The sequence below is a fragment of the Nonomuraea terrae genome (genome assembly GCF_044465245.1).
In the GTDB taxonomy this organism is placed as follows: Bacteria; Actinomycetota; Actinomycetes; order Streptosporangiales; family Streptosporangiaceae; genus Nonomuraea; species Nonomuraea terrae.
The window spans coordinates 790,669-811,950 of record NZ_JBITLL010000007.1; the positions used below are offsets into that span (position 1 = coordinate 790,669).

The following is a 21,282-nucleotide window of genomic DNA, read 5'->3' on the forward strand; positions in this document are numbered from 1 at the left end:
ACCTCGCCGGCCTCCACCTCCGCGCCTCAATGATCTGGATCAAGGACCTCACACGCCCCACTTCTTGATCACAACCAAGTACGCGCCCTAGTGGCCCCAGTGGCGTTTGCAGGCGATCAAGCGGTCTATGCCTTGATGGGGAGACGGCTGCACAGGGCTCGTTCCGAGGGGTGAGGGCTTGGGGCGGTTCGGGCGGAGGGGAGACGTCCAGATCCAGATGCTGCTGAGGGCTATGCCGGCCGCGCAGATGAGGATCACCGCGCGAAGGCCGATCAGTTCGGCCAGGAAGCCTCCGGCCAGGCCGCCCAGTGCCAGGACGCCCTGGACGGCGAAGGTCATGGTGGCGTTCACCCTGCCGCGGAGCTCCGGGGAGGCTTCCCGCAGGGTGATGGCGCCCATGCACGTGGCGAAGGCGACGACGATGCCGCCGGTGATCGTGCCGGTGAGAGCGAGAAGTGCGAGTTTCCACCAGAGGGGGCCGGTCAGCAGGCCCACCGCGAGGATCTCGATCGGAAAGAAGATCACAGAGTAGAGCAGGATGCGGTTCTCTCCGTAGCGCTTGGACAGACGGGAGGTCGCCCACGCGCCGAGCAGGCCGCCGACACCGCTCAGGGCAATGAGGACGCCGATCATGCCGTTGGGGATGCCGAGGGTGTTCAGCATGTAGAGCATGTAGACGGCCGTGTAGGCCATGGCGAAGAAGTTGATGGTGACGCCGGCGCCGAGCAGAGCACGCAGGACCGGGTGGGTGACACTGGCTTTCAGGCCCTCCATGACATCGCGCCACATGCCGCGGGAGGTGGCGGGGGTGGTCTTCTCAGGGGTACGGATGGCGCGGAGCATCAGGGCGGAGGCCAGGAACGACAACGCCTCGACGACTACGGCGATCGGTGCCGTGAGGAGCTGAACGAGGAGGCCGGCCAGGCCGGGGCCGCTGACCGAGGCGACAGAGTAAGAGGCCTGGAAACCGGCCATCGCCTCTGTTCGCTGTTCGGGGGCGACCACGGCTGCCACGTGAGGGAAGTTCGCGGCTTTGAAGAGGACTCCGGCTGCGCCGATGACCAGCGCGACGACGATCAACCAGGCGATGTTCAGGACGCCAAGGAGCCATGCGAGGGGGATCGTGACGGCGGCGACACAGGAGACGAGTTCGCAGGCGATCATCAGCGGGCGGTGACGGGTGAGCCGGTCGGCGATCGCGCCCGACTGGAGGCCGAGGAGCAGTGCCGGCACGAAGGCGGCCGCGGTGAGCAGGCCCATCTGGGACGGCGAGGCGGTCAGCAGGGTGACGGCGGTCAGAGGGATGGCCAGTTTGGAGACCTCGGAGCCGGTGATCGAGACCGTGCGGGCTGTCCAGAGCAGGCGGTAGTCGCGCTGCTTCCGGAGAGGAGTCGGGGAGTTGTCGAAGTCTTGCGGGGAGCGGTGGGGGTCGAGCGGGTGGGCGGGTTCGGCCGTGGTCGTCGTGTGAGGTAACGCAGGAGAAGAGGTGGGTGCGGAGGGGGGCGAGGAGTTGTGAAGGGAACGCTTCATAACTGTGAAGGTAATCCTTCACAGTTATGAAGGCAACTCTTCAGATCTACGAATTGGGTACCTTTGGCGCATGACGCGGCGCACTGAAGTGCTCAGTGACCCCAAGGCGATGCGGGCACTGGCCCATCCGGCGAGATTGATGATCCTGAACAGACTGGGTGTCGAGGGCAGCGCCACCGCGACCGAAGTGGCGGAGATCGCGGGGATCACCCCCAGCGCCGCCAGCTACCACCTGCGGATGTTGGCCAAGTACGGGTTCGTGGAGGACGCGCCGCCGCGTGGCGACGGCAGGGAGCGGGTCTGGAAATCCGTGGACAAGGCCCTCAGCGTCGGCGTGCAGCCTGGTGATCCGCCGGAGGTCAAGGACGCCAAGTTCGTGGTGATGGAGGCGTTCCGGCGAGAGGCGAACGAAGAAGCGGATCGAGCTCTGTCGAGCGTCGAACGGGAGTCGGACGAGTGGCGGGACGCAACCCGGTTCAACCGGGTGCGGCTCAGGGTCGACGCCGAGGAGTTGATGCGGTTGAGCGAAGAGATCGAGAAGTTGATCGAGCCGTACATCGCCCAGCGCCGCAGCAAGGAGGCCGCGCCGGAGGGGGCCAGGATCGCCGAGGCGCAGATCAACCTGTTCCCGGTGGCGAAGAGGGCGGTTCCGGGGCTGCCCACCGAAGACCACGATGCGGGTACGCCGGCCGCAGGGGAGGGCCGGGAGCAAGAATAGGGCGCACGGCCTCTGTGTGGTTACGCCTGCTGGGCGGTCGGCACGATGGGCGGCATATGCGCCTTCAAGTTCGACCTGCAGGTGCCGTTGCCTCACGCCACTTCACCTACGAGAGCCTGCGCCGCGGCTGCTCAGTGAGAGGATCGCAAGGTTCGTCTCGCTGCCACAGTCCGTCGTCACGGAGTCCGTTGTCACGGAGCTCGTTGTCAGGGAGCTCGTCGTCACGGTGTCGTTCGTTTTGCGGTTGGCCGTCCTGGCATGGCGTCCCTGCGCGGGGTGGGCACCGGCTCGTCCGGCTCCCGGCGGATGACCTTCTTCGTCGTCTGTCTTGGTGGTTGACGGTGGCCTTGGCGATGGTCGCGGCGCCGCGTCGGGGCGGCGGGGCGGCGGTGTCTGGGGTGGCGATGGGCTCACGGCGACATGGCCGACAGGGTGGGCTTCGTGGTCGAGGAGCGGAGGCCTGGTGTCGGTAATGGTGAGGTGTGCCTGCCTCGGGGATGGTTGGGGGTTTTGGGAGGTGGATGGTCGGTTGTGGGGGGTTCTGATGGGGGTACGTCTGCGAGCGTGATCCTGGCCGGCGGTGTTCGGTGGCGTTCGGTGGTTGGCGGATGCTCGGCCAGAGGGTGCGGGGGTCGGGGTGATGGTAGGAGGCGGTTGATGCGGTGGGATGGGAAAGGATGCGGAAGAGGGGCGGGATGTCCGTTTGACCGCAGACGGTCAGCCTGGGGTGGTGTGGGAGGTAGACTTTCCGATGGCCTGTGACACAGGCCGACTTCGCATGCCCCATTGCGGACCGCGCCATCGGTCCGGGCCTAGTGCCCGGCTGGAGCGGGTTCGGGGCATCAGGGCGGCAGACGACGCGCTGCCGCGGCACAACCGAGAACCGCGCCCCTCCGCAGGGCGCCCAGACCTGGAGGACCAGAACATGGCCCCCGTCGTCACCATGCGACAGCTGCTCGAGAGCGGCGTTCACTTCGGTCACCAGACCCGGCGCTGGAACCCGAAGATGAAGCGCTTCATCTTCACCGAGCGCAACGGCATTTACATCATCGACCTGCAGAAGTCTCTGTCGTACATCGACCGCGCCTACGACTTCGTGAAGGAGACGGTCGCCCACGGCGGCACGATCCTCTTCATCGGCACCAAGAAGCAGGCGCAGGAGGCCATCTCCGAGCAGGCGGCCAGGGTCGGCATGCCGTACGTCAACCAGCGCTGGCTGGGTGGCATGCTCACCAACTTCTCGACCGTGCACAAGCGGCTGCAGCGCCTGAAGGAGCTCGAGGAGCTCGACTTCGACAACGTCGCGGCCTCGGGGCTCACCAAGAAGGAGCTCCTCATGCGGCGCCGCGAGAAGGACAAGCTCGAGCGCACGCTCGGCGGCATCCGTGACATGGGCCGCGTGCCCAGCGCGGTGTGGGTCGTCGACACCAAGAAGGAGCACATCGCGATCAGCGAGGCCAAGAAGCTTGGCATCCCTGTCGTCGCGATCCTCGACACCAACTGCGACCCTGACGAGGTCGACTACCCGATCCCGGGCAACGACGACGCCATCCGCGCCGTCGGCCTGCTGACCAGGGTCGTCGCCGACGGTGTCGCGGCCGGTCTGATGGCTCGCTCCGGCGCCGCCCGCGGTGACGAGAAGCCGGCCGCCGCCGAGCCGCTGGCCGAGTGGGAGCGCGAGCTCATCGAGCAGGGCACCGGCGAGCGCCCGGCCGAGGAGGCCGCAGCGGCTCCCGAGGCCGCCGCTCCCGAGGCTGAGGCTCCCGAGGCTGCCGCTGCTCCGGAGGCTGCCGCTCCCGAAGCCGCCGCCGAGGAGGGTGCCACCGCTGAGGAGGCCACCCCGGCCGAGGCCCCCGCTGCCGAGGGCGAGAACGAGCAGCAGGCCTGACGCTTTCTCGGTTGGGCGCGGGCCTGGCCGTCTGACGGCCCGGCAAGGCGTTCTTGCCAAGCGAGCAGCAACGAAACGTGACAGCTGAATAAGGCGAAATCACCGGTGGCCGTAGGCCCTGGAGGGGTTGGCCAGGCAAGGTGCGTACGGGTTCGGCAATGGCTGAGCCGGGACGCGGCACGCCGGGCGGGCGACTTCGGGGCTGAGGCCGTAAGCCAGGTCAGGGCGGATGCCGCGGCGAGATCGTCGTGGTGACGTCCTGGCGGGCGGGCACGACTGGACATGGGCCACGATGCTGAGGGTCTGGCTGTCAGGCCAGCTCGCCTGAAGCGTTGGGCCTGGGCGACAGGTGCTGCGGGGCCTTGGCGAATGGCTGAGGTGCCGCAGGGCTTGGATCTGGGCCTGCCGACGTCCCGATGGTCGACGTGAGACGCGGATGGTCGAGGAAGGACTCCTGGCGTGGTAGCCGGGGGCTGGATTCGGTCGCTCGTGCCGAGCGTGCCGTACTGAGGTAGGGCGAGGTGGCCGTTGAGGCGTACTGAGCCATGCTGGGCTGAGACGGTCGCCGTCCCGATGAGGACGGTCGCCGACGAGGCGCGGTGCGGAGATCGGACCGGTACCGGTCTGCGGGCGGGTGACTCTGGGGCGCGGCGATTGCCGAGCTCACGGTCGTCCGACCGGCGGCGGTAGGAGCCGGTGCTCTGGGATGAGGCTGAGCCGGGCGCTGTGCCCGGACGAGACCGAGGCCGGAGACGCCGCCTGTGCGGACGCTGCGCTCGGGTGAAGCCGGGACGGAGCCGCGGGCGGTGCCCAGGGAGGTCGGATGGCTGAGCCGGGCGGTGCTCGTGCAGGGTCGGATGGCTGAACCTCAGAGCGTGGTGCCGGGGCGGGGCAGGACGGCCGCGCCGCGGGTGTGGCGACTGGGTGAGCCGAGGGCTGTGCCCGGCGCCGTGTCCGGGCGGGGTCGGATGGCTCTGGCTCGAGTGGCATGCTCGGGAAGGCCGGTTGACCGAGCCGCGGTGTGATGTCTGGTACGGCTGATCCGGGTGTCATGGCCGGGCGGCGGTCGGTCCACGACTGCCGAGTGGCTGAGCTCGGGTGTCACGCGGCTTCGGGCGGTTTCTGCGGCTGGGACGGTGAGGGCTGAGGTTGGCTGGAGCGAGGGCGTGAGCTGAACGTGAGGCTGGGCAGTATGCCCAGCGAGGCAAGCGAAGCAGCAAGGTCGGGCCGACCCGGGCCGGTGGAAGACCCGGGCCCCGAGCGAGACAAGGCGCCTGTACGGCACGCGCCCGCCGTACGAACCCCGGGTGGTGGCCGGATTCCGGCGCCCACCCGATCCACGATGACGACGACGAAATCCCACAAGGAAAAAGAGCAATGGCTTCCGTGAACATGGCCGACGTCAAGCGGCTTCGCGAGATCACCGCTGCCGGCATGATGGACTGCAAGAAGGCGCTGGAGGAGTCCGAAGGCGACTTCGACCGGGCCATCGAGATCCTGCGCCTCAAGGGTGCCAAGGACGTGGGCAAGCGCGAGGCACGCACCGCCTCCAACGGCCTCGTCGCGCTCAAGCAGGACGGCGACTCTTCCGCCGCGCTGCTCGAGCTCAACTGCGAGACCGACTTCGTGGCCAAGGGCGAGCGCTTCCAGGAGCTCGCGGGCCAGGTCGTGGCGCACGTCCTCGAGACCAGGCCCGCCGACGTGGCGACGCTGCTCGAGTCCTCCTTCGACGGCAAGACCGTCAAGGAGCACCTCGACGTCGCCAACGCCGCGCTGGGTGAGAAGATCGAGATCCGGCGGTTCGTGGTGCTGGAGGGCGGCTACATCGGCGCCTACATGCACAAGACCGACCCGGCGCTGCCGCCCGCGGTCGGCGTGCTGGTCCAGCTCGACAAGCCGAACGCCGAGGTCGCCAAGGACATCGCGCAGCACGCCGCCGCGATGGCCCCGCAGTACCTCAAGCCGGAGTCCGTGCCCACCGAGGTCGTCGAGAAGGAGCGCAAGCTCTTCGAGGAGATGACCCGCGAGGAGGGCAAGCCCGAGGCCGCCGTCGGCAAGATCGTCGAGGGTCGCGTGAACGGCTGGTACAAGGACTTCACGCTGCTGCAGCAGGCCTTCGTCAAGGACAACAAGAAGAGCGTGGGCAAGTACGCCTCGGAGAACGGTGTCGAGGTCCTCGCTTTTGTCCGCTTCAAGGTTGGTCAGGCTTAGGCTTAGGCAAGCTGCCAGCTCTAACGATCCACCGAATGAAGGAGGCCGCCGCCGTGCAGGACCACCGGGAGTCAGCCCACGAATCCACGCGGACGGCGGCTTCCTCATCGCCACACCAGCACATCCCGCTCAGGTGGAAGCGGGTCATGTTGAAGCTGTCAGGAGAGGCGTTCGCCGGTAGCGAGCCGCTGGGCATCGATCCGGGAGTCGTCGATCACCTGGCCGACTCGATCGCCGAGGCGGTCAAGGAGGGCGTGCAGGTCGCGGTCGTGGTCGGCGGCGGCAACATGTTCCGCGGCGCCACCCTGTCGCAAGGGGGCATCGACCGCGCCAGGGCCGACTACATGGGCATGCTCGGCACGGTCATCAACTGCCTGGCCCTGCAGGACTTCCTCGAACGGCGGGGCGTGGAGACGCGCGTGCAGACCGCCATCACGATGCAGCAGGTGGCCGAGCCGTTCCTGCCGCGCCGCGCGATCCGGCACCTGGAGAAGGGCCGTGTGGTCATCTTCGGCGCGGGGCTCGGCTCGCCGTTCTTCTCCACCGACACCGCGGCCTCCCAACGCGCCCTGGAGATCGGCGCCGAGGCGCTGCTCAAGGGCACCCAGGTCGACGGCATCTACGACTCCGATCCACGGAAGAATCCCGACGCGGTCAGGTTCGACCATCTCGACTACGGCGAGGTACTGCTGCGTGACCTCGCGGTCATGGACGCCACCGCGATCAGCCTGTGCAAGGACAACGATCTGCCGATCGTGGTCTTCGACCTCATGGGCGAGGGCAACATCCTGCGAGCGGTACGCGGTGAGAAAATCGGCACGCTGGTGAGTCCCGCAGGCAAATGACGGAGCGAGCCCGATACCGCCAGCTAGAAGACAGGGAGCCGCTGTGATCGACGAAACCCTCCTCGAAGCCGAGGAAAAGATGGACAAGGCCGTATCGGTCGCGAAGGAGGACTTCGCGAGCATCCGTACGGGCCGGGTCACCCCCTCGATGTTCAACAAGATCAATGCTGAGTACTACGGCACGCCGACGCCGATTCAGCAGCTGGCGTCGTTCCACGTGCCCGAGGCGCGCATGGTCCTCATCCAGCCCTACGACAAGAGCTCCATGGGTGCGATCGAGAAGGCCATCCGCGACTCCGACCTCGGCGTCAACCCGACCGACGACGGCCAGGTGATCCGCGTGTCGTTCCCGGAGCTGTCCGAGGAGCGCCGCAAGGAGTACATCAAGGTCGCCAGGACCAAGGGCGAGCACGCCAAGGTGTCCATTCGCAACATCCGCCGCTCCGCCAAGGAGACCCTCGACAAGATGGTCAAGGACGGCGAGGCGGGCGAGGACGAGGTCAGGCGGGCCGAGAAGGAGCTCGACGACCTCACCCAGAAGCACGTCGCCAAGATCGATGAGCTGCTCAAGCACAAGGAAGCCGAGCTGCTCGAGGTCTGAGCGGCGCCGCGACGGAGGGCCGCGTCCGACGGCCTCAGGCAGCGGGTCAGCATCTACGGCCCTCGCCCCCCGCGGCGGGGGCCGTGGCACATGGAGAATCGCAGTGGAAGAACGTACGGCTGGCACCAGTTCGAACGGCGGCAGCCGTACCGGAAGGAACCTGCCGGCCGCGATCGCGGTCGGCCTGGTGCTGGGCGCGCTGGTCCTCGGCACGCTCTACACGGTCAAAGAGCTGTTCCTCCTGGTGCTCGTGGGAGCAGTGGGCGTAGGGGTCCTGGAGCTGGTCAAGGCCTTCGACACCCGTGACATCAAGGTACCGGCCGTGCCGGTGCTGGCGGCGCTGGTGGTGATGCAGGCGGCCGCGTACTGGCTCGGTCCCGTCTGGTTACTCGCGACGTTCGCCGCGTTCGCGTTGGTGCTGCTGGTCTGGCGGATGTTCAGCGCCGGCACGGACGGATACGTGCGCGACGCCTCGGCGTCGGTGTTCATCCTGTTCTATCCCGCGATGCTCAGCACGTTCGCGGCGTTGCTGCTCAAGGCTCCCGACGGCGACCACCGGGTGCTCGTGTTCATCGCGGTCACCGTGGCCAGCGACATCGGCGGCTATGTCGCGGGTGTGCTGTTCGGGCGGCACCCGATGAGCGTGATCAGCCCCCGCAAGACGTGGGAGGGGTTCACCGGGTCGGTCGTCGGCTCCACGGTGGTCGGCGCGTGGCTGGTGACGTGGCTGCTGGGCGGTGAGATCTGGCAGGGTGCGCTGATCGGCGCGCTGGCGGCGGCGCTGGCGACGGTCGGCGACCTGGTGGAGTCGATGATCAAGCGCGACCTCGGCATCAAGGACCTCGGCACGATCCTCCCCGGACACGGCGGCCTGATGGACCGGCTCGACTCGCTGGTGACGACGTTGGTGCCCGTCTGGGTGCTGATGACGCTGTTCCTGTGAAATCAGTGTCGCTGGGCCTCCAGGGCCTGGGTGCTGACGGGGGAGAGCCAGAGCCACCGTACGAGCTCCCCACCGAACGCGAATCCTGACATGTCAGGCATGTGGGGTGGGTTGGCCTGCATGAGGACCCCCGAATACTGCGGGCCCAGCGGGAACGTGGACGGCTCGTGATACCACTTCGCGGTGTGCCCGTTGCCGAGCCACGTGACCGAGTGCCATGGATACTGCGCCAGCCACACCAGCAGCAGCGCCGCGTCGCGCGGGTCGTCCCGGGTGGCCACGGCCAGCTCGATCCTGTCGTACGCGCCGGGTTTGTCGATCCACTGCTCGACCGTCGGCATGCGCTGGCAGCTCATCCCCACCGTGGACAGCACGGTGAACCCGCGCTCGCCGTGCGGCGGGCGTTCGGTGATCCCCACGGTCGGCAGGCGGTCGCCGCTGGCGTCCCAGTAGCGGCCGGCCGGGCCCAGCACCCCGTCGAGATGCCCCATCACGAACTGCTGGAACGACGGCCACGACCCCTCGCCGTGCCGCCAGCGCCAGTAGGATGCGGCGTTCTCGATACGGGGTTGTAACCCTTCCAGCGCCTCCGACAACGCCCAGGCGAACGGCGTCTCACCCACCGCGTCCCGCGCGTAGCCGGGCATGCCCCTGCGCATGTCGGCCCAGCCCGGAATGACGGCCAGCAGGTCGTCGTCCTCGTAGAGGGCCACGCCGTCGCCCTCCTCGAACCACAGCGGGCTGAGCTGCCCGAGCGGCCGGCGGCCCTCGGGGTGCAGGGTGTTGGGCCGGGGCATCAGTGGGGGCAGGCCGGCGTTGATCCGCCGTAGGTCGACCACGGGCGGTGCCGGACGGTGGTTGGCCAGCCAGACGGCGCCGTGCACCGTGCCGTCGGGAGAGCACAGGTAAGCTACCGAGGAGTCCTCGTCCCGCTCGACCACGAGCGTCCGGCTGCCGTACGGACTGCCGGAGGCGAGGACGACCTCGGTGCCACCCTCGCCGGATGCCGACCGGAAAATCGCCATACGAGATGACTGTAGATCGGCGGGAGACCCGGACGCGAGCCGTAACGTGACCAGGAATTCCACCTCCGATCCGAACGTTCAATACCCTGGTCGACAACCCCTCACGCAAAGGCAGCAACGTGTCCCAGCCTCCAGGTCAGCTCACCTTCGTCGCGCCCCGGCGAGCCAAGCCCGCACGGCACCTGGCCGACCTGTCGATGGCCGACCGGCGGGCGGCGGTGGCCGAGCTGGGCGAGAAGGCGTTCCGGGCCGACCAGCTCTCGCGCCACTACTTCGAGCGGCTCACCACCGACGTGTCCGCGATGACCGACCTGCCCGCGGGCTCCCGCGAGAAGCTCGCGGCGCTGCTGCCCAGCCTGCTCACGCCGGTCCGCGAGCTGACCACCGACGGCGGCACCACCCGCAAGACGTTGTGGCGGCTGTTCGACGGGGCGCTGGTCGAGTCGGTGCTCATGCGCTACCCCGACCGGGTGACGATGTGCGTGTCGTCGCAGGCCGGCTGCGGCATGAACTGCCCGTTCTGCGCCACCGGCCAGGCCGGGCTGACCCGCAACATGTCGACCGCGGAGATCGTCGAGCAGGTCGTCGCGGGGGCGCGTGCGCTGGCGGCCGGTGAGGTGCCGGGCGGGCCGGGCCGGGTGAGCAACGTCGTGTTCATGGGCATGGGCGAGCCGCTGGCCAACTACAGGCAGGTGATCGGCGCCGTCCGCCGCCTGGTGGAGCCCGCGCCCCACGGGCTCGGCATCTCGGCGCGCGGCGTCACGGTCTCCACGGTCGGGCTGGTGCCGGCGATCGGCAAGCTCGCCGACGAGGGGCTGCCGGTGACGCTGGCGCTGTCGCTGCACGCGCCCGACGACGAGCTGCGCGACACGCTCGTGCCGATCAACACGCGCTGGAAGGTGGCCGAGGTCCTCGACGCCGCCTGGGCGTACGCGGCCAGGACGAAGCGCCGGGTCTCCATCGAGTACGCGCTGATCAAGGACGTCAACGACCACGAGTGGCGGGCCGACCTGCTCGGCAAGCTGGTCAAGAACAAGCTCGTGCACGTCAACCTCATCCCGCTCAACCCGACGCCCGGCTCGAAGTGGACGGCGTCGCGGCCGGAGGACGAGCGGGCGTTCGTGCGGCGGCTGGAGTTCCACGGGGTTCCGGTGACGGTGCGCGACACGCGCGGTCGCGAGATCGACGGCGCCTGCGGCCAGCTCGCCGCCGCCGAGTGATCCGCGGGGCACCCGCCTCGCCGTGTCATGGAAGCCCTCGGGCTTGACCTTGACGCTAACGTCAAGCTCCTAGCGTCGCGGCATGACAACCCGACCGGCTCCTGCGGACACGGAGGCTAGGGGCGGTTCGCCCCTGCCGCTGTGGCTGCTGAGCCTCTTCCTCCTGGCGTTCTCCTTCGGCACCGACGACCTGATCATCGCGGGCGTCCTCCCGGACATCTCCCGGGATCTGGATGTCTCGGTCGCGATGAGCGGCCAGCTGGTCACCGTCTTCGCGCTGACGTTCGCGCTGGGGGCGCCGGTCGCCGCCTTCCTGACCGCCCGGCTGCCCCGGCGGCAGGTGCTCATCGGGGCGGCTGCGGTGTTCGTCCTCGCCAACGTCCTGGCCGCCCTGTCCCCGTCGTACGGTCTGCTGCTGGTGGCCCGGATCCTTTCGGGGCTGGCCGCCGCGACCGCCTCACCCGCGGCCTTCGCCGTCGCGGCCACGGCCGCCCCTGAAGGCCGTCAAGGACGGTTCCTCGCGATCGTGGGGGCCGGGCTGACCACCTCGCTGGTGGCGGGGGTGCCGGCCGGTACGTGGCTCGGTGGCCACCTGGGCTGGCGGGCCACGATGCTCTATGTCGCCGCCGTCGCCCTCGTGGCGGGCCTCGGCCTGTCGCTGACCCTGCCGCGGCTGCCGGGCGGGGAAAAGGCCGGGCTTAAGGACCGCCTGGCGTCGCTACGCCGTCCGGCCACGGCGGCGGCACTGCTGGCGATGATTCCCAGCGGCGCGGGCGGGATGATGTCCTACGTCTACATCACAGAGATCGTCGGCCGGATCGGCGGCATCCGGGGCTCCGCCGTGGCCCCGCTGATCACCGTCGTCGGGCTGGCCGGGATCGTCGGCGCGTTCGCCGGCGGCCGGCTGGTGGACACGGTGGGCGCAGCCCGCGCGCTGATGGTGTTCCTGTGCGGTGTACTCGCCGCGCCTGTCCTCATGGTCGTCCTGGGCGTCTCAGGAGGGCCGTACCCCATCGCCGTCGTCGCGCTGGTTCTGGTGCTGTACGGCCTGGCGACCTGGGGGATCGCGCCGGCCACCCAGGCATGGCTGCTCGACCGAGGAGAGAGCCCCGGTGCGGCGAACGAGCTGATCGCCCTGAACAACAGCGCCATGTTCCTCGGCTTCTCGCTCGCCGGTGGGATCGGCGGTCTGGTGCTGGAGACGAGCGGCCCGCTGGCCGTGCCCGCGGCGGCGGCGGGATGCGTGCTGGTCTCCCTGGTGTTGTTCTGGGCGGCGTTCACATCCGACCGGCGGAGGAGAGTGCGCGGGTGATGCGGATCGGCGAGCTGGCACACCGTGCGGGGGTGTCCCCGCGTGCTGTGCGCTACTACGAGGAGCAGGGCCTGATCACGGCGGAGCGCGACCACAACGGCTACCGGGTCTACGACGGTGACGCCGTCCTCCTCGTGCGCGACATCGCCCGCCTCCTGCACGCGGGGCTCAACTCGGAGGACGTGCTGCGGTTCGTCGACTGCCTGGGCAAGGGGGAGCCGGATCCGCCGAGGGACTGCGTGGCCCTGCTCCGGGCCTTCTCCGAGCGCCTCGGCGCGCTCGACGAACGCATCGCCGCCCTGACCGGCGTGCGCGAACGCCTCGCGGCCGAGACCGACCGTCTGGCCAAGCTGCTGGAGGGCTGACCGTCCGCGGGGCGGGACGCCCTACGCTCGGCGGCGCAGGTGCACGTACGCGGCCAGGCCGGCGGTGCACCAGGCCAGTGAGATCGCGGCGAGTTCGGGGAGCCTCTCGACGAGGTCTCCGGCGTTGGCGGCCTTCATCCAGGCGAGCAGGGGCACCGTCAGCCAATAGAGGGACGACGCGCTGACCAGCAGCATCACCATGAACCCGAGCAGCAGGGTCATGATCGAGACGGCCGGTGACGGCAGGACGGCGCGGCTGGTGAGGGCGCCCAGCGCGGTGCCGGCCAGGGCGGCGAGCACGTACAGGAGCGCCGCGGCCGCCAGCGCCGCCGGGGGAGGCGACACGGAGACGCCCAGCAGCAGCGCCCAGGCGAGGACGAGTGCGGCGAGCACCGCACACGCCGCGAACGCCGCCAGCAGGCCCGCGGCGACCTCCCTGCCCCGTCCGCCGACCTGGATCGCGGAGAGCTCGCGCTGCCGGTCCGGCTCGGTGTCCAGCAGGCTTCTGGCCGCCCAGGCGAGGATCGGGACGATCAGTACGGCCCCGTCGGCCAGCACGGCGGTCTCCACGCCCCTCGGGGCCCGGCTGCCGTAGACGATCGCCAGCATGGCGAGTGCGAGCAGGAGCGCCTGGTAGACGCGGTGGGACCGGACGTAGGCGGCCAGGCGGAACGCGGCCAGGGCGATCAATGGCTCTCCTCGATCTCGCGGGCCAGGTACCCCTCGTCCCGCATTCTGGCCAGGAAACACGGCAGGTCGCCGGCGGGAAGCGTGACGGCCACGGTGACCTGCCCGGCCGCCTCGGCGGTGCCGGGCCGCTGGGGCGTTCCGGCGGTGACGGCGGGCGTGGCCGGCAGGGTGAGGGGTGAGGTGGATTCGTGGAGGTGGCCGTTCTGGAGGGTCCAGTGGCGTAGGGCGGGAAGGTCGCGCAGGCCGGACTGGTGGTCGGCGGCGATGACGATGGCGCCGCGTTCCGCCAGTTCGGCGGCGATCGCGGGCAGCGCCTCGCGGGTGTCGGCGTCGAGGCCGGCGAACGGCTCGTCCAGGATGAGCAGCCCCGGCCCGGCCATCAGCGCCTGCACCAGCCCCACCTTGTGCGCGCTGCCCTTCGACAGGTCGCGCAGGGCGGTGTGGAGAAGGGGACCGAGGCCGAGACGTTCGGCCCAGGGCTCCCACCGGGCATCGCCGCGTACGCGGGACATGTGCCGCAGATAGGTCGTGACCGTGAACGGCTGGGCGGTGGGGAAGCGGTCGGGGGCGAAGCCGACGACCGCCGGCCGGTCGGCGATCACCCCCGAGGACGGCCGGGCGAGGCCCGCGAGGAGGCGGAGCAGCGTGGACTTGCCCGCCCCGTTCGCCCCGGTCAGCTCGACCACGTCGCCGGCGGACAGCCGGGCGTCGGCGTGGGAAATGACGAGGCGGTCACGTTTTCGGTAACGAAAAGAGACTCTGGTCAGCTGCATGATCCCGTCACGCTATATGTCGTTTCACATGGGGGTGATAAAAGGTCCGACAATAGAGGGGCCCCCAGCACAGCTCAAGAGGAGTGAGGCTTGAACCGCTTTCCGCGCGTCATGGGCATGCGTTCAGGCTATGACCCCGTTGAGGTCGACGCCCTGATCGGGCGGATCGAATCGACCCTGGGCCGAGGCTCGCACGTCCTGCAGCCGGTCACCGCCGACGAGGTACGCAGGGCGACGTTCCGCGCCAAGCGCGGCGGCTACCAGGAGACCGCGGTCGACTTCGCCCTGGAGGCGTTCGTCGTCGCCCTGGAGACGCAGGCCAGGCGGCCCGTACGGCTGGCCATGGCCGAGCCCACCGGCGAGCTGCTCCGCGAGGAGTGGTTCGAGACGCAGGCCGCCCGCGTCGAACGGGTCGCCTTCCGCCCCGGCCGCATGGGCACCGGCTACAACGAGGACGAGGTCGACGCCTTCCTGGACCGGATCGTGGCCACGCTGCGCGGCACGACGGCGTACCCGGTGACGGCGCAGCAGGTGCGGGAGGCGAAGTTCTCGACCGTGCTGTTCCGCCCCGGTTACCTGATCGCGGACGTCGACTCGTTCCTGGCCGGCATCGTCGACGTGCTGCGGCAGCGGCTCGACGACCAGAACGCGCCCCCCGCGGGCAGCGCGTGGTTCAGGCGGGAGCCCCAGGGCTGAGGGCCGCCTCGACGGCGGTGAGCAGGCCGCGCAGGTCGGGCAGAACGCCCTGGACGACCTGCGCGTCGGCCGGCCGTTCGCCGAGGCGGTTGATCCACACGCGGGGCAGCCCCAGCCGGTGCGCGGGCACCATGTCGTGGAAGTAGCTCTGCGCCACGTGCACCCACGCCGCCGGCTCGTACGTGCTGCGGAACAGCTCGAAGTGCGCGTCCGCCGGTTTGTACGCCCCCGCGTCCTCGGCCGTCACCACCGCGTCGAACGGCACGGGCAGCCGCCGCCGCGTCCCGGCGACGAGGTCGCGGTCGCAGTTGGTCAGCAGCGCGAGCCGCCACCCGGCCTCGCGCAGCGCCGACAGCTCGGCGCCGACCTCGGGGAACACCGACCAGTACGGCAGCGTCGTCGCCAGCACGCCGGCGTCGTCGGGGTGCAGGCGCATCTGCTCCTCGGCGCACGCCCTGCGCAGGGCCTCGGCCAGGACGTCGCGGTAGCGCATACCCGGCGACTCGGCCTCCACGGCGGGCTCGTGGCGGTTGTACGCCTCCAGCAGCCGCGCCCCCTGCCCGGGGGAGACCAGCTCGGCGCTGGTGCGGATGCCGTGCCGCCAGTCGACCAGAGTGCCGTAACAGTCGAACGTAACCCATCGCATACCACCCATGATGACGGCTGTGCAGATCAACGTGCGGCCGGCGACCCCCGGGTGGATCACGCGTGGCGGCGGCTGTGCACGAGGGCGACGATGACGGAGGTCACCGGGGCCGCCAGGAACGCGCCGGTGATCCCGGCGACCACGCTGCCCAGCGTGATCGCCACCAGGATGACCGCGCCGGGCAGGTCGAGTGCCTTGCCGTAGATCTGCGGCGCCAGCACGTGCCCCTCGATCTGCTGCACCGCCACGGTCACCGCGACCACGATGAGCGCCACCAGCCACCCCTTGGCCACGAGCGCGACCACCGCGGCCAGCAGCCCGGCCAGCAGCGCCCCCACCACCGGCAGGAACGCCCCCACGAACGTCAGCACGGCCAGCGGCAGCGCGATCGGCACGCCGAGGATCCACAGCGCGATCCCGATGAAGAACCCGTCGACCAGGCCGACGAGCGCCACCCCGCGGATGTAGCGCCCGATCACGGAGAAGATCAGATGGCCGGTCTCGGCCAGGCGCGTCCTGGCCCGGACGGGGGCCAGGTCGAGCAGCCAGTGGAAGAGCCGGTCGCCGCCGTGCACGAAGTACACCGACAGGATGAGCGCGAGGATCGCGCCGACCACGACCTCGCCGACCGTCCTGACGCCGGCCAGCGCGCCGGTGGTGATCTCGCCGCCCTGCGCGGAGAAGTAGTCCCTGGCCTGCTCCAGGAGCCGCCGGTCGTCGATCCCGAGCCGTTCCGTGAGGTCGTGCAGGTCGTCGAGCACCTGACCGAGGCTCGCCCGCAGCTCGGTGACACTGTCGACGGTGGGCGGCACGAGCAGCGCGATCAGCCCGCCGGCCAGCAGCAGGCCGCCGACGAAGACCATCGTTGTGGCCGTCGCGCTGTTCAGGCCGCGCCGCCTGAGCCAGCGCGCCGGGGGCAGCAGCAGCGCCGTGAGGAAGACGCCGATGATGATCGACATGGCGACCGTACGGATGTGGTAGAGGCAGAACAGGACCACCGCGGTCACCGCGAACCACCCGAGCAGCCGCCACGGCCCCATCCCCGACCCCCCTATAACGCCTGGTCAGGGGCGTTCCCCAGGGGGGCCGTGCTCACACGGGCGGCGTCAGGTGAGGATGCTGGGCACGCTTGTTCGCGGTGTACTCCTCCAGGGCCGCCCCCGTGGCGTTCGTGGTCGCGACCTGTGCCACCGGCACGTCCCACCACGCCTCGGACGACGGCACGTCGTCGGCCAGGCGGTCGGTGCGGACGTAGACCACCGTGGTCTCGGCGGCCGAGCGGGCCGCGTCGAGCGCCTTGCGCAGGTCGGCGACCGACTCGGGCCGCAGCACCGTGGCGCCCAGGCTGGCCGCGTTGGCCGCCAGGTCCACCGGCAGCGGGCCGCCGTCGAAACCGCCGCCGCCGCGGTAGGCGTACGCGGTGCCGAGACGTTCGGCGCCGACGCTCTCCGACAGGCGGCCGATGGAGGCGAACCCGGAGTTGTCCACCAGGACCACGACCAGCTTGACGCCCTCGGAGACGGCCGTGACGAGCTCCTGGGCCATCATCAGGTAGGAGCCGTCGCCCACCAGCACGAACACCTCGCGCTCCGGGGCGGCCATTTTCACGCCCAGCCCGCCGGCGACCTCGTAGCCCATGCAGGAGTAGCCGTACTCGACGTGGTAGCAGCCGGGGCCGCTGGGCCGCCAGAGCTTGTGCAGGTCACCGGGCATCGACCCGGCCGCGCACACCACCACGCCGTCGTCGCCGGCCGCGGCGTTGACCGCGCCGATCACCGCCGCCTGCGAGATCGGGGAGCCCTCCAGCCCGTACGCCGCGTCGACCGCCGCGTCCCAGGCCCGGACGAGCCCGGCGGTCCGCTCGCGGTAGGCGGCGGGGGTGCCCCAGCCCTCGCACGCCTCGGCCAGCTCGGCCAGGCCCTCGCGGGCGTCGGCGACCAGCTGCAGGCCGGACAGCTTGGCCGCGTCGAAGCCGGTGACGTTGAGGTTCACGAAACGGGCGTCTGACGCGAAGATCGTGCGCGAGGCGGTGGTGAAGTCGCTGTAGCGGGTGCCGACGCCGATGACCACGTCGGCCTCGCGGGCCAGCGCGTTGGCGGCGGTGGTGCCCGTGGCGCCGACGGCGCCGACGGCGAGCGGGTGCCCGTGGGGGAGCGCGCCCTTGCCCGCGTGCGTCTCGGCGACCGGGACGCCGTACCGCTCGGCGAAGGCGCGCAGCTCCTCGGCTGCCTCGCTGTAGATCACGCCGCCCCCGGCCACGATCAGCGGGCGGGCGGACGACGTGATCAGCTCGGCGGCGCGGGCGAGCGCCGACCGTTCCGGGCGTGGACGCGGGATGTGCCAGACGCGGCGGACGAACAGCTCGTCGGGCCAGTCGTACGCCTCGGCCTGCACGTCCTGCGGCAGCGCCAGCGTCACCGCGCCGGTCTCGGCCGGGTCGGTGAGCACCCGCATGGCCGCGAGCAGCGCCGGCGGCAGCTGCTCGGGACGGTTGACGCGGTCCCAGAACCGGGAGACGGGCCGCAGGCAGTCGTTGACCGAGACGTCGTAGGAGCGCGGGTCCTCCAGCTCCTGCAGCACCGGGCTGGCCACGCGGGTGGCGAAGATGTCGCCCGGCAGCAGCAGCACGGGCAGCCGGTTGATGGTGGCCGCCGCCGCGCCCGTGACCATGTTGGTGGCGCCGGGACCGATCGAGCTGGTGCAGGCCAGCGTCGCCAGCCGGTTGCTCGCCCGGGCGTAGCCGGCCGCGGTGTGCACCATCGCCTGCTCGTTGCGGCTCAGGTGGTATGGCAGGTCGCCGGCGGCGGTGGCCAGCGCCTGCCCGACGCCGGCGACGTTGCCGTGGCCGAAGATGCCGGTGCAGCCGGCGAAGAACCTGCGCTCCACCCCGTCGCGCTCGCTCCACTGCGCGGCCAGGAAGCGCACGACGGCCTGGGCGACGGTCAGCCGGGTCATGAGATCCTCCCGAACGGCAGTCTGGGGTCGATGAGCTGGTCGTCCCACGTGGCGCGGATCCAGGCGTGGCGCGGGTCGTCGCAGAACGCCATCGACCGCTCCGCCGCGGGGCCCGCCAGGACGTTCAGGTAGTACAGGTCGTAGCCGGGGGCCGCCATGGAAGGGCCGTGGTAGCCGTACGGCACGAGCACGACGTCACCGGAGGAGACCTCGGCGAGGGTGTCGATCCTGCCCCGCTCGGAGGAGTAGACGCGCTGGTAGCCGACGCCCTGGTCGGCGACCTCGAAGTAGTAGATCTCCTCCAGCACCGCCTCGCCCGGGTTCGGGGTGTCGTGCTTGTGCGGCGGATAGGACGACCAGTTGCCGCCGGGCGTGAGCACCTCGACGGCCACGAGCTTGTCGCAGTCGAAGACGCCGGGGGCGCAGAAGTTGTTGACCTGGCGGCTGGCCTGGCCCGCGCCTCTGAGCTCGACCGGCACCTCGGCGGCGGCGACGTAGCGGGGCGGCAGAGCGCGGGAGGCGCGGGCCGAGGGCAGGGCGATGCGGCCCGCGCCCTCCAGCGTCACCCGCGTGCCGATCGGCACGTACACGAAGTCGGACGGCCCGTCGAACACCGACGGCCGCCCGGCCAGCGGGAACGTCTCGCCCGGCAGGGTCACCGTGCACGAGCCCGCCAGCGGCAGGACGAGCGTCTCCTCCTCGCCCGTGTCGAACGTCACCGGGGCGTCGGTCAGGTCCACGACCCGCAGCCCCGAGTACGTCCAGCCGGCCACGGACGGGGTGATCTCCACCGACCAGGGGTCGGCGGCGGCCTTGCCGTACGGCAGGTAGGTCATCGTCGCGCCTTTCGCACCAGCGCCGCGGCTCCGTCCACGGCGGTCGCCACATCGTCGTCGGGAGGATAGAGCAGGGCGCGCCCGACGACGAGGCCGCGCACCCCGGGGAGGCCGAGCGCGCGGTGCCAGTCGGCGAAGGCGGCGTCGATGTCGGGCGGGTCGCCCCCGAGGAGCAGCGCGGGCAGCGTGGTCGCGGCCATCACCCGCTCCATCTCGGCCACCGCCGGGATCTTGAGCCAGGTGTAGGCCGAGGTCACGCCGAGCGCCTGGGCGATGCTGATCGCCCGGATCACCGCCTCGGGCGACAGGTCGTTGCGCACGGCCCCCGTCTCCGTACGCGTCGACCAGAACGGCTCCACCATGGCGACCAGGCGCCGGCGGGCCAGGTCGGTGACCGCGTGGGCGCACGACTCCAGCGTGGCCACGCTCGCGTGGTCGGCCGGGTCGATGCGGCAGAGCATCTTGCCGCCGTCGAGCCGCATCGCGTCGATCGCGGTGGCGTCGAAGCCGGTGAAGCGGTCGTCCAGCTCGAACACCGAGCCCTGCAGACCGCCGCGGTTCATGGAGCCGAAGGCCAGCTTGCCCTCCAGCGCGCCCAGCAGCAGCAGGTCCTCCAGGACGTCGGGAGCGGCCAGGATGCCGTCGACACCGGGTCTGGCCAGCGCCACCTGGAGGCGGTCGAGCAGGTCGGCGCGGCTGGCCATGGCCAGCGGCCGGTCGCGGACGCCGAGGGAGCCGCGGGCCGGGTGGTCGGCGGCGATGATGAGCATCCGTTCGCCGTCGCCCGGCAGGTCGCGCCGCCGGCGGCGGGCCGCCGCCTCGGCGATCTCTCCGGGCATCGTGGCGCGGATGTGGGTGAGCCGCTGGTAACCCGCGCCCATGGACAGCGTGATGTCGCTCAAGAAGCCACCCCGTTCAGCAGGTCCTCCACCTCGGAGGTCGTCGGCATGGCGTCGGCGCAGGCCAGGCGGGCCGCCACGAAGGCCCCGGCGGCGTTGGCGAAGCGCAGCGTGCGCTCCAGCGGCCAGCCGCGCAGCAGCCCGAGGCACAGGGCGCCGCCGAACGCGTCGCCCGCCCCGATGCCGTTGACGACCTTCACCTCCATCGGCTCGACCCGCGCCCGCTCGTCGTCGGCGGTGCGCGCGAAGACGCCGTCCGGGCCCATCTTCACGATCGCGACGCGTACGCCGGCGTCGAGCATGGCCTGGGCGGCGGCCTCGGGGTCGCGGACGCCGACGGCCGTCTCGACCTCGTCGAGATTGCCGACCGCGACGGTCGCGTGCGGGAGCGCCCTGCGCGCCGCCTGCCTGGCCGCCTCGCGCGACTCCCACAGGGCCTCGCGGTAGTCGAGGTCGAACACCGTCCAGCCGCCGGTGCGGGCCTCCAGCGCGGCGTGGTGGGCGGCCGCGCTCGGCTCGCGGCTGAGCCCGGTCAGCGAGAACCAGAACAGGCCCGTCTCGGCGATCGCCTGGAGGTCGAGCATGGACGGGGTGATGCGCAGGTCCGGCGGGTGCTCGCCGCGGTAGAAGTAGATCGGGAAGTGGTCGGGCGGGAAGATCTCGCAGAAGGTCACGGGCGTGGCCGGGCCCTCGATGGTGCTCACGAAGACGTCGTCCACGCCGAAGCCGCGGATCGCCCGGCGTACGTACGCGCCGAACGGGTCCGCCCCCACGGCGGTGATCACGGCGGAGCGCAGCCCGTGGCGCGCCGCGGCGACGGCGACATTGGTGGGGCTGCCACCGAGGAACTTCCCGAAGGTCTCGACGTCGGCCAGCCCGACGCCGGTCTGCAACGGATAGACGTCGACGCCGCAGCGACCGAACGTGATCAGGTCGTACAAAGCACCTCCTGGAACGGAGCCTACCTTCGACACTATGGCATATTGTCATGACATTCTGATGTCCGCTATGTTGCGCTGTGTGCCCCTCCCTCGGCTCGGTCCGCCCGGCGCACGCCGCCGGGCGGTGAGGTTGATCCTCGAAGACGCAGCATGCGGGCACATTCCGGTATTTGGCCAGACCTTTACGT

General features: G+C 70.6%; 20 protein-coding genes. 10 read left to right on the plus strand and 10 right to left on the minus strand.

Going from position 1 to position 21,282, the window contains the following annotated elements; genetic code table 11:
- Window positions 1-87: 87 nt before the first annotated feature.
- The gene (locus tag ACIBP6_RS37815) at window positions 88-1,362 is read right to left on the minus strand and encodes an MFS transporter (RefSeq protein ID WP_397058947.1); all 1,275 of its coding nucleotides are present in this window, start codon (window positions 1,360-1,362) and stop codon (window positions 88-90) included.
- A gap of 238 nt (window positions 1,363-1,600) precedes the next feature.
- Between ACIBP6_RS37815 and ACIBP6_RS37820 the strand changes: the two genes are divergently transcribed.
- The 6 genes from ACIBP6_RS37820 to ACIBP6_RS37845 all read left to right on the plus strand — a co-directional run bounded on the left by ACIBP6_RS37820 (window position 1,601) and on the right by ACIBP6_RS37845 (window position 8,736).
- Window positions 1,601-2,248, plus strand: a complete 648-nt coding sequence (locus ACIBP6_RS37820) for an ArsR/SmtB family transcription factor (protein ID WP_397058823.1) — start codon at window positions 1,601-1,603, stop codon at window positions 2,246-2,248.
- Window positions 2,249-3,173: 925 nt separating this feature from the next.
- On the plus strand, window positions 3,174-4,136 hold the full coding sequence (gene rpsB, locus ACIBP6_RS37825; protein ID WP_397058825.1) for a 30S ribosomal protein S2: 963 nt from the start codon (window positions 3,174-3,176) through the stop codon (window positions 4,134-4,136).
- A gap of 1,377 nt (window positions 4,137-5,513) precedes the next feature.
- Entirely contained in the window at window positions 5,514-6,347 is an 834-nt protein-coding gene (gene tsf / locus ACIBP6_RS37830) for a translation elongation factor Ts (RefSeq protein ID WP_397058827.1), read from the plus strand.
- Window positions 6,348-6,493: 146 nt separating this feature from the next.
- A complete protein-coding gene (pyrH, locus tag ACIBP6_RS37835; protein WP_223190007.1) occupies window positions 6,494-7,192 on the plus strand; it encodes a UMP kinase in 699 nt (232 codons plus the stop codon).
- Between the two features lie 43 nt (window positions 7,193-7,235).
- Window positions 7,236-7,793 (plus strand): ribosome recycling factor, encoded by a 558-nt coding sequence (frr, locus tag ACIBP6_RS37840; RefSeq protein WP_132613282.1) that lies wholly within the window; start codon window positions 7,236-7,238, stop codon window positions 7,791-7,793.
- 103 nt (window positions 7,794-7,896) lie between these two features.
- Window positions 7,897-8,736 (plus strand): phosphatidate cytidylyltransferase, encoded by an 840-nt coding sequence (locus ACIBP6_RS37845; RefSeq protein WP_246074898.1) that lies wholly within the window; start codon window positions 7,897-7,899, stop codon window positions 8,734-8,736.
- 2 nt (window positions 8,737-8,738) lie between these two features.
- On the opposite strand, the gene ACIBP6_RS37850 is transcribed toward ACIBP6_RS37845, so the two are convergent.
- On the minus strand, window positions 8,739-9,761 hold the full coding sequence (locus ACIBP6_RS37850) for a suppressor of fused domain protein (RefSeq protein ID WP_397058830.1): 1,023 nt from the start codon (window positions 9,759-9,761) through the stop codon (window positions 8,739-8,741).
- Between the two features lie 119 nt (window positions 9,762-9,880).
- Between ACIBP6_RS37850 and rlmN the strand changes: the two genes are divergently transcribed.
- From rlmN to ACIBP6_RS37865, 3 genes are all read left to right on the plus strand, one after another.
- Window positions 9,881-10,981 carry a 23S rRNA (adenine(2503)-C(2))-methyltransferase RlmN gene (gene rlmN / locus ACIBP6_RS37855; protein WP_397058831.1) on the plus strand — a complete coding sequence of 367 codons (1,101 nt, stop codon included), beginning with the start codon at window positions 9,881-9,883 and terminating at the stop codon, window positions 10,979-10,981.
- An 82-nt stretch (window positions 10,982-11,063) separates the two neighbouring features.
- Entirely contained in the window at window positions 11,064-12,293 is a 1,230-nt protein-coding gene (locus tag ACIBP6_RS37860; RefSeq protein ID WP_397058833.1) for an MFS transporter, read from the plus strand.
- Window positions 12,293-12,658, plus strand: a complete 366-nt coding sequence (locus tag ACIBP6_RS37865) for a MerR family DNA-binding transcriptional regulator (RefSeq protein WP_397058835.1) — start codon at window positions 12,293-12,295, stop codon at window positions 12,656-12,658. Before ACIBP6_RS37860 ends, ACIBP6_RS37865 begins: the two co-directional genes overlap by 1 nt.
- Window positions 12,659-12,679: 21 nt before the next feature.
- Here ACIBP6_RS37865 and ACIBP6_RS37870 read toward each other — a convergent pair whose 3' ends face one another.
- Entirely contained in the window at window positions 12,680-13,348 is a 669-nt protein-coding gene (locus ACIBP6_RS37870; RefSeq protein ID WP_397058837.1) for a hypothetical protein, read from the minus strand.
- Window positions 13,345-14,121 carry an ABC transporter ATP-binding protein gene (locus tag ACIBP6_RS37875; protein ID WP_397058839.1) on the minus strand — a complete coding sequence of 259 codons (777 nt, stop codon included), beginning with the start codon at window positions 14,119-14,121 and terminating at the stop codon, window positions 13,345-13,347. The genes ACIBP6_RS37870 and ACIBP6_RS37875 overlap by 4 nt, the downstream gene beginning before the upstream one ends.
- Window positions 14,122-14,211: 90 nt before the next feature.
- Here ACIBP6_RS37875 and ACIBP6_RS37880 point away from each other — a divergent pair, with 90 nt between their 5' ends.
- The gene (locus tag ACIBP6_RS37880) at window positions 14,212-14,817 is read left to right on the plus strand and encodes a DivIVA domain-containing protein (RefSeq protein ID WP_397058840.1); all 606 of its coding nucleotides are present in this window, start codon (window positions 14,212-14,214) and stop codon (window positions 14,815-14,817) included.
- On the opposite strand, the gene ACIBP6_RS37885 is transcribed toward ACIBP6_RS37880, so the two are convergent.
- The 6 genes from ACIBP6_RS37885 to iolC are packed head-to-tail and all read right to left on the minus strand — an operon-like array spanning window position 14,795 to window position 21,094.
- On the minus strand, window positions 14,795-15,463 hold the full coding sequence (locus tag ACIBP6_RS37885) for an HAD family hydrolase (protein ID WP_397058842.1): 669 nt from the start codon (window positions 15,461-15,463) through the stop codon (window positions 14,795-14,797). The two genes, ACIBP6_RS37880 and ACIBP6_RS37885, sit on opposite strands and share 23 nt — an antisense overlap.
- 56 nt (window positions 15,464-15,519) lie before the next feature.
- On the minus strand, window positions 15,520-16,503 hold the full coding sequence (locus ACIBP6_RS37890; RefSeq protein ID WP_397058844.1) for an AI-2E family transporter: 984 nt from the start codon (window positions 16,501-16,503) through the stop codon (window positions 15,520-15,522).
- A gap of 52 nt (window positions 16,504-16,555) precedes the next feature.
- The gene (gene iolD / locus ACIBP6_RS37895) at window positions 16,556-18,418 is read right to left on the minus strand and encodes a 3D-(3,5/4)-trihydroxycyclohexane-1,2-dione acylhydrolase (decyclizing) (protein ID WP_397058845.1); all 1,863 of its coding nucleotides are present in this window, start codon (window positions 18,416-18,418) and stop codon (window positions 16,556-16,558) included.
- Complete coding sequence (gene iolB, locus ACIBP6_RS37900) at window positions 18,415-19,254, minus strand: 5-deoxy-glucuronate isomerase (RefSeq protein WP_132613258.1); 840 nt, start codon at window positions 19,252-19,254, stop codon at window positions 18,415-18,417. The genes iolD and iolB overlap by 4 nt, the downstream gene beginning before the upstream one ends.
- A complete protein-coding gene (locus ACIBP6_RS37905) occupies window positions 19,251-20,135 on the minus strand; it encodes a Cgl0159 family (beta/alpha)8-fold protein (protein ID WP_397058949.1) in 885 nt (294 codons plus the stop codon). The genes iolB and ACIBP6_RS37905 overlap by 4 nt, the downstream gene beginning before the upstream one ends.
- Window positions 20,136-20,152: 17 nt before the next feature.
- Window positions 20,153-21,094: a 5-dehydro-2-deoxygluconokinase gene (gene iolC, locus ACIBP6_RS37910; protein WP_397058847.1), complete on the minus strand. Its 942-nt coding sequence runs from the start codon at window positions 21,092-21,094 to the stop codon at window positions 20,153-20,155.
- Window positions 21,095-21,282 lie beyond the last annotated feature (188 nt).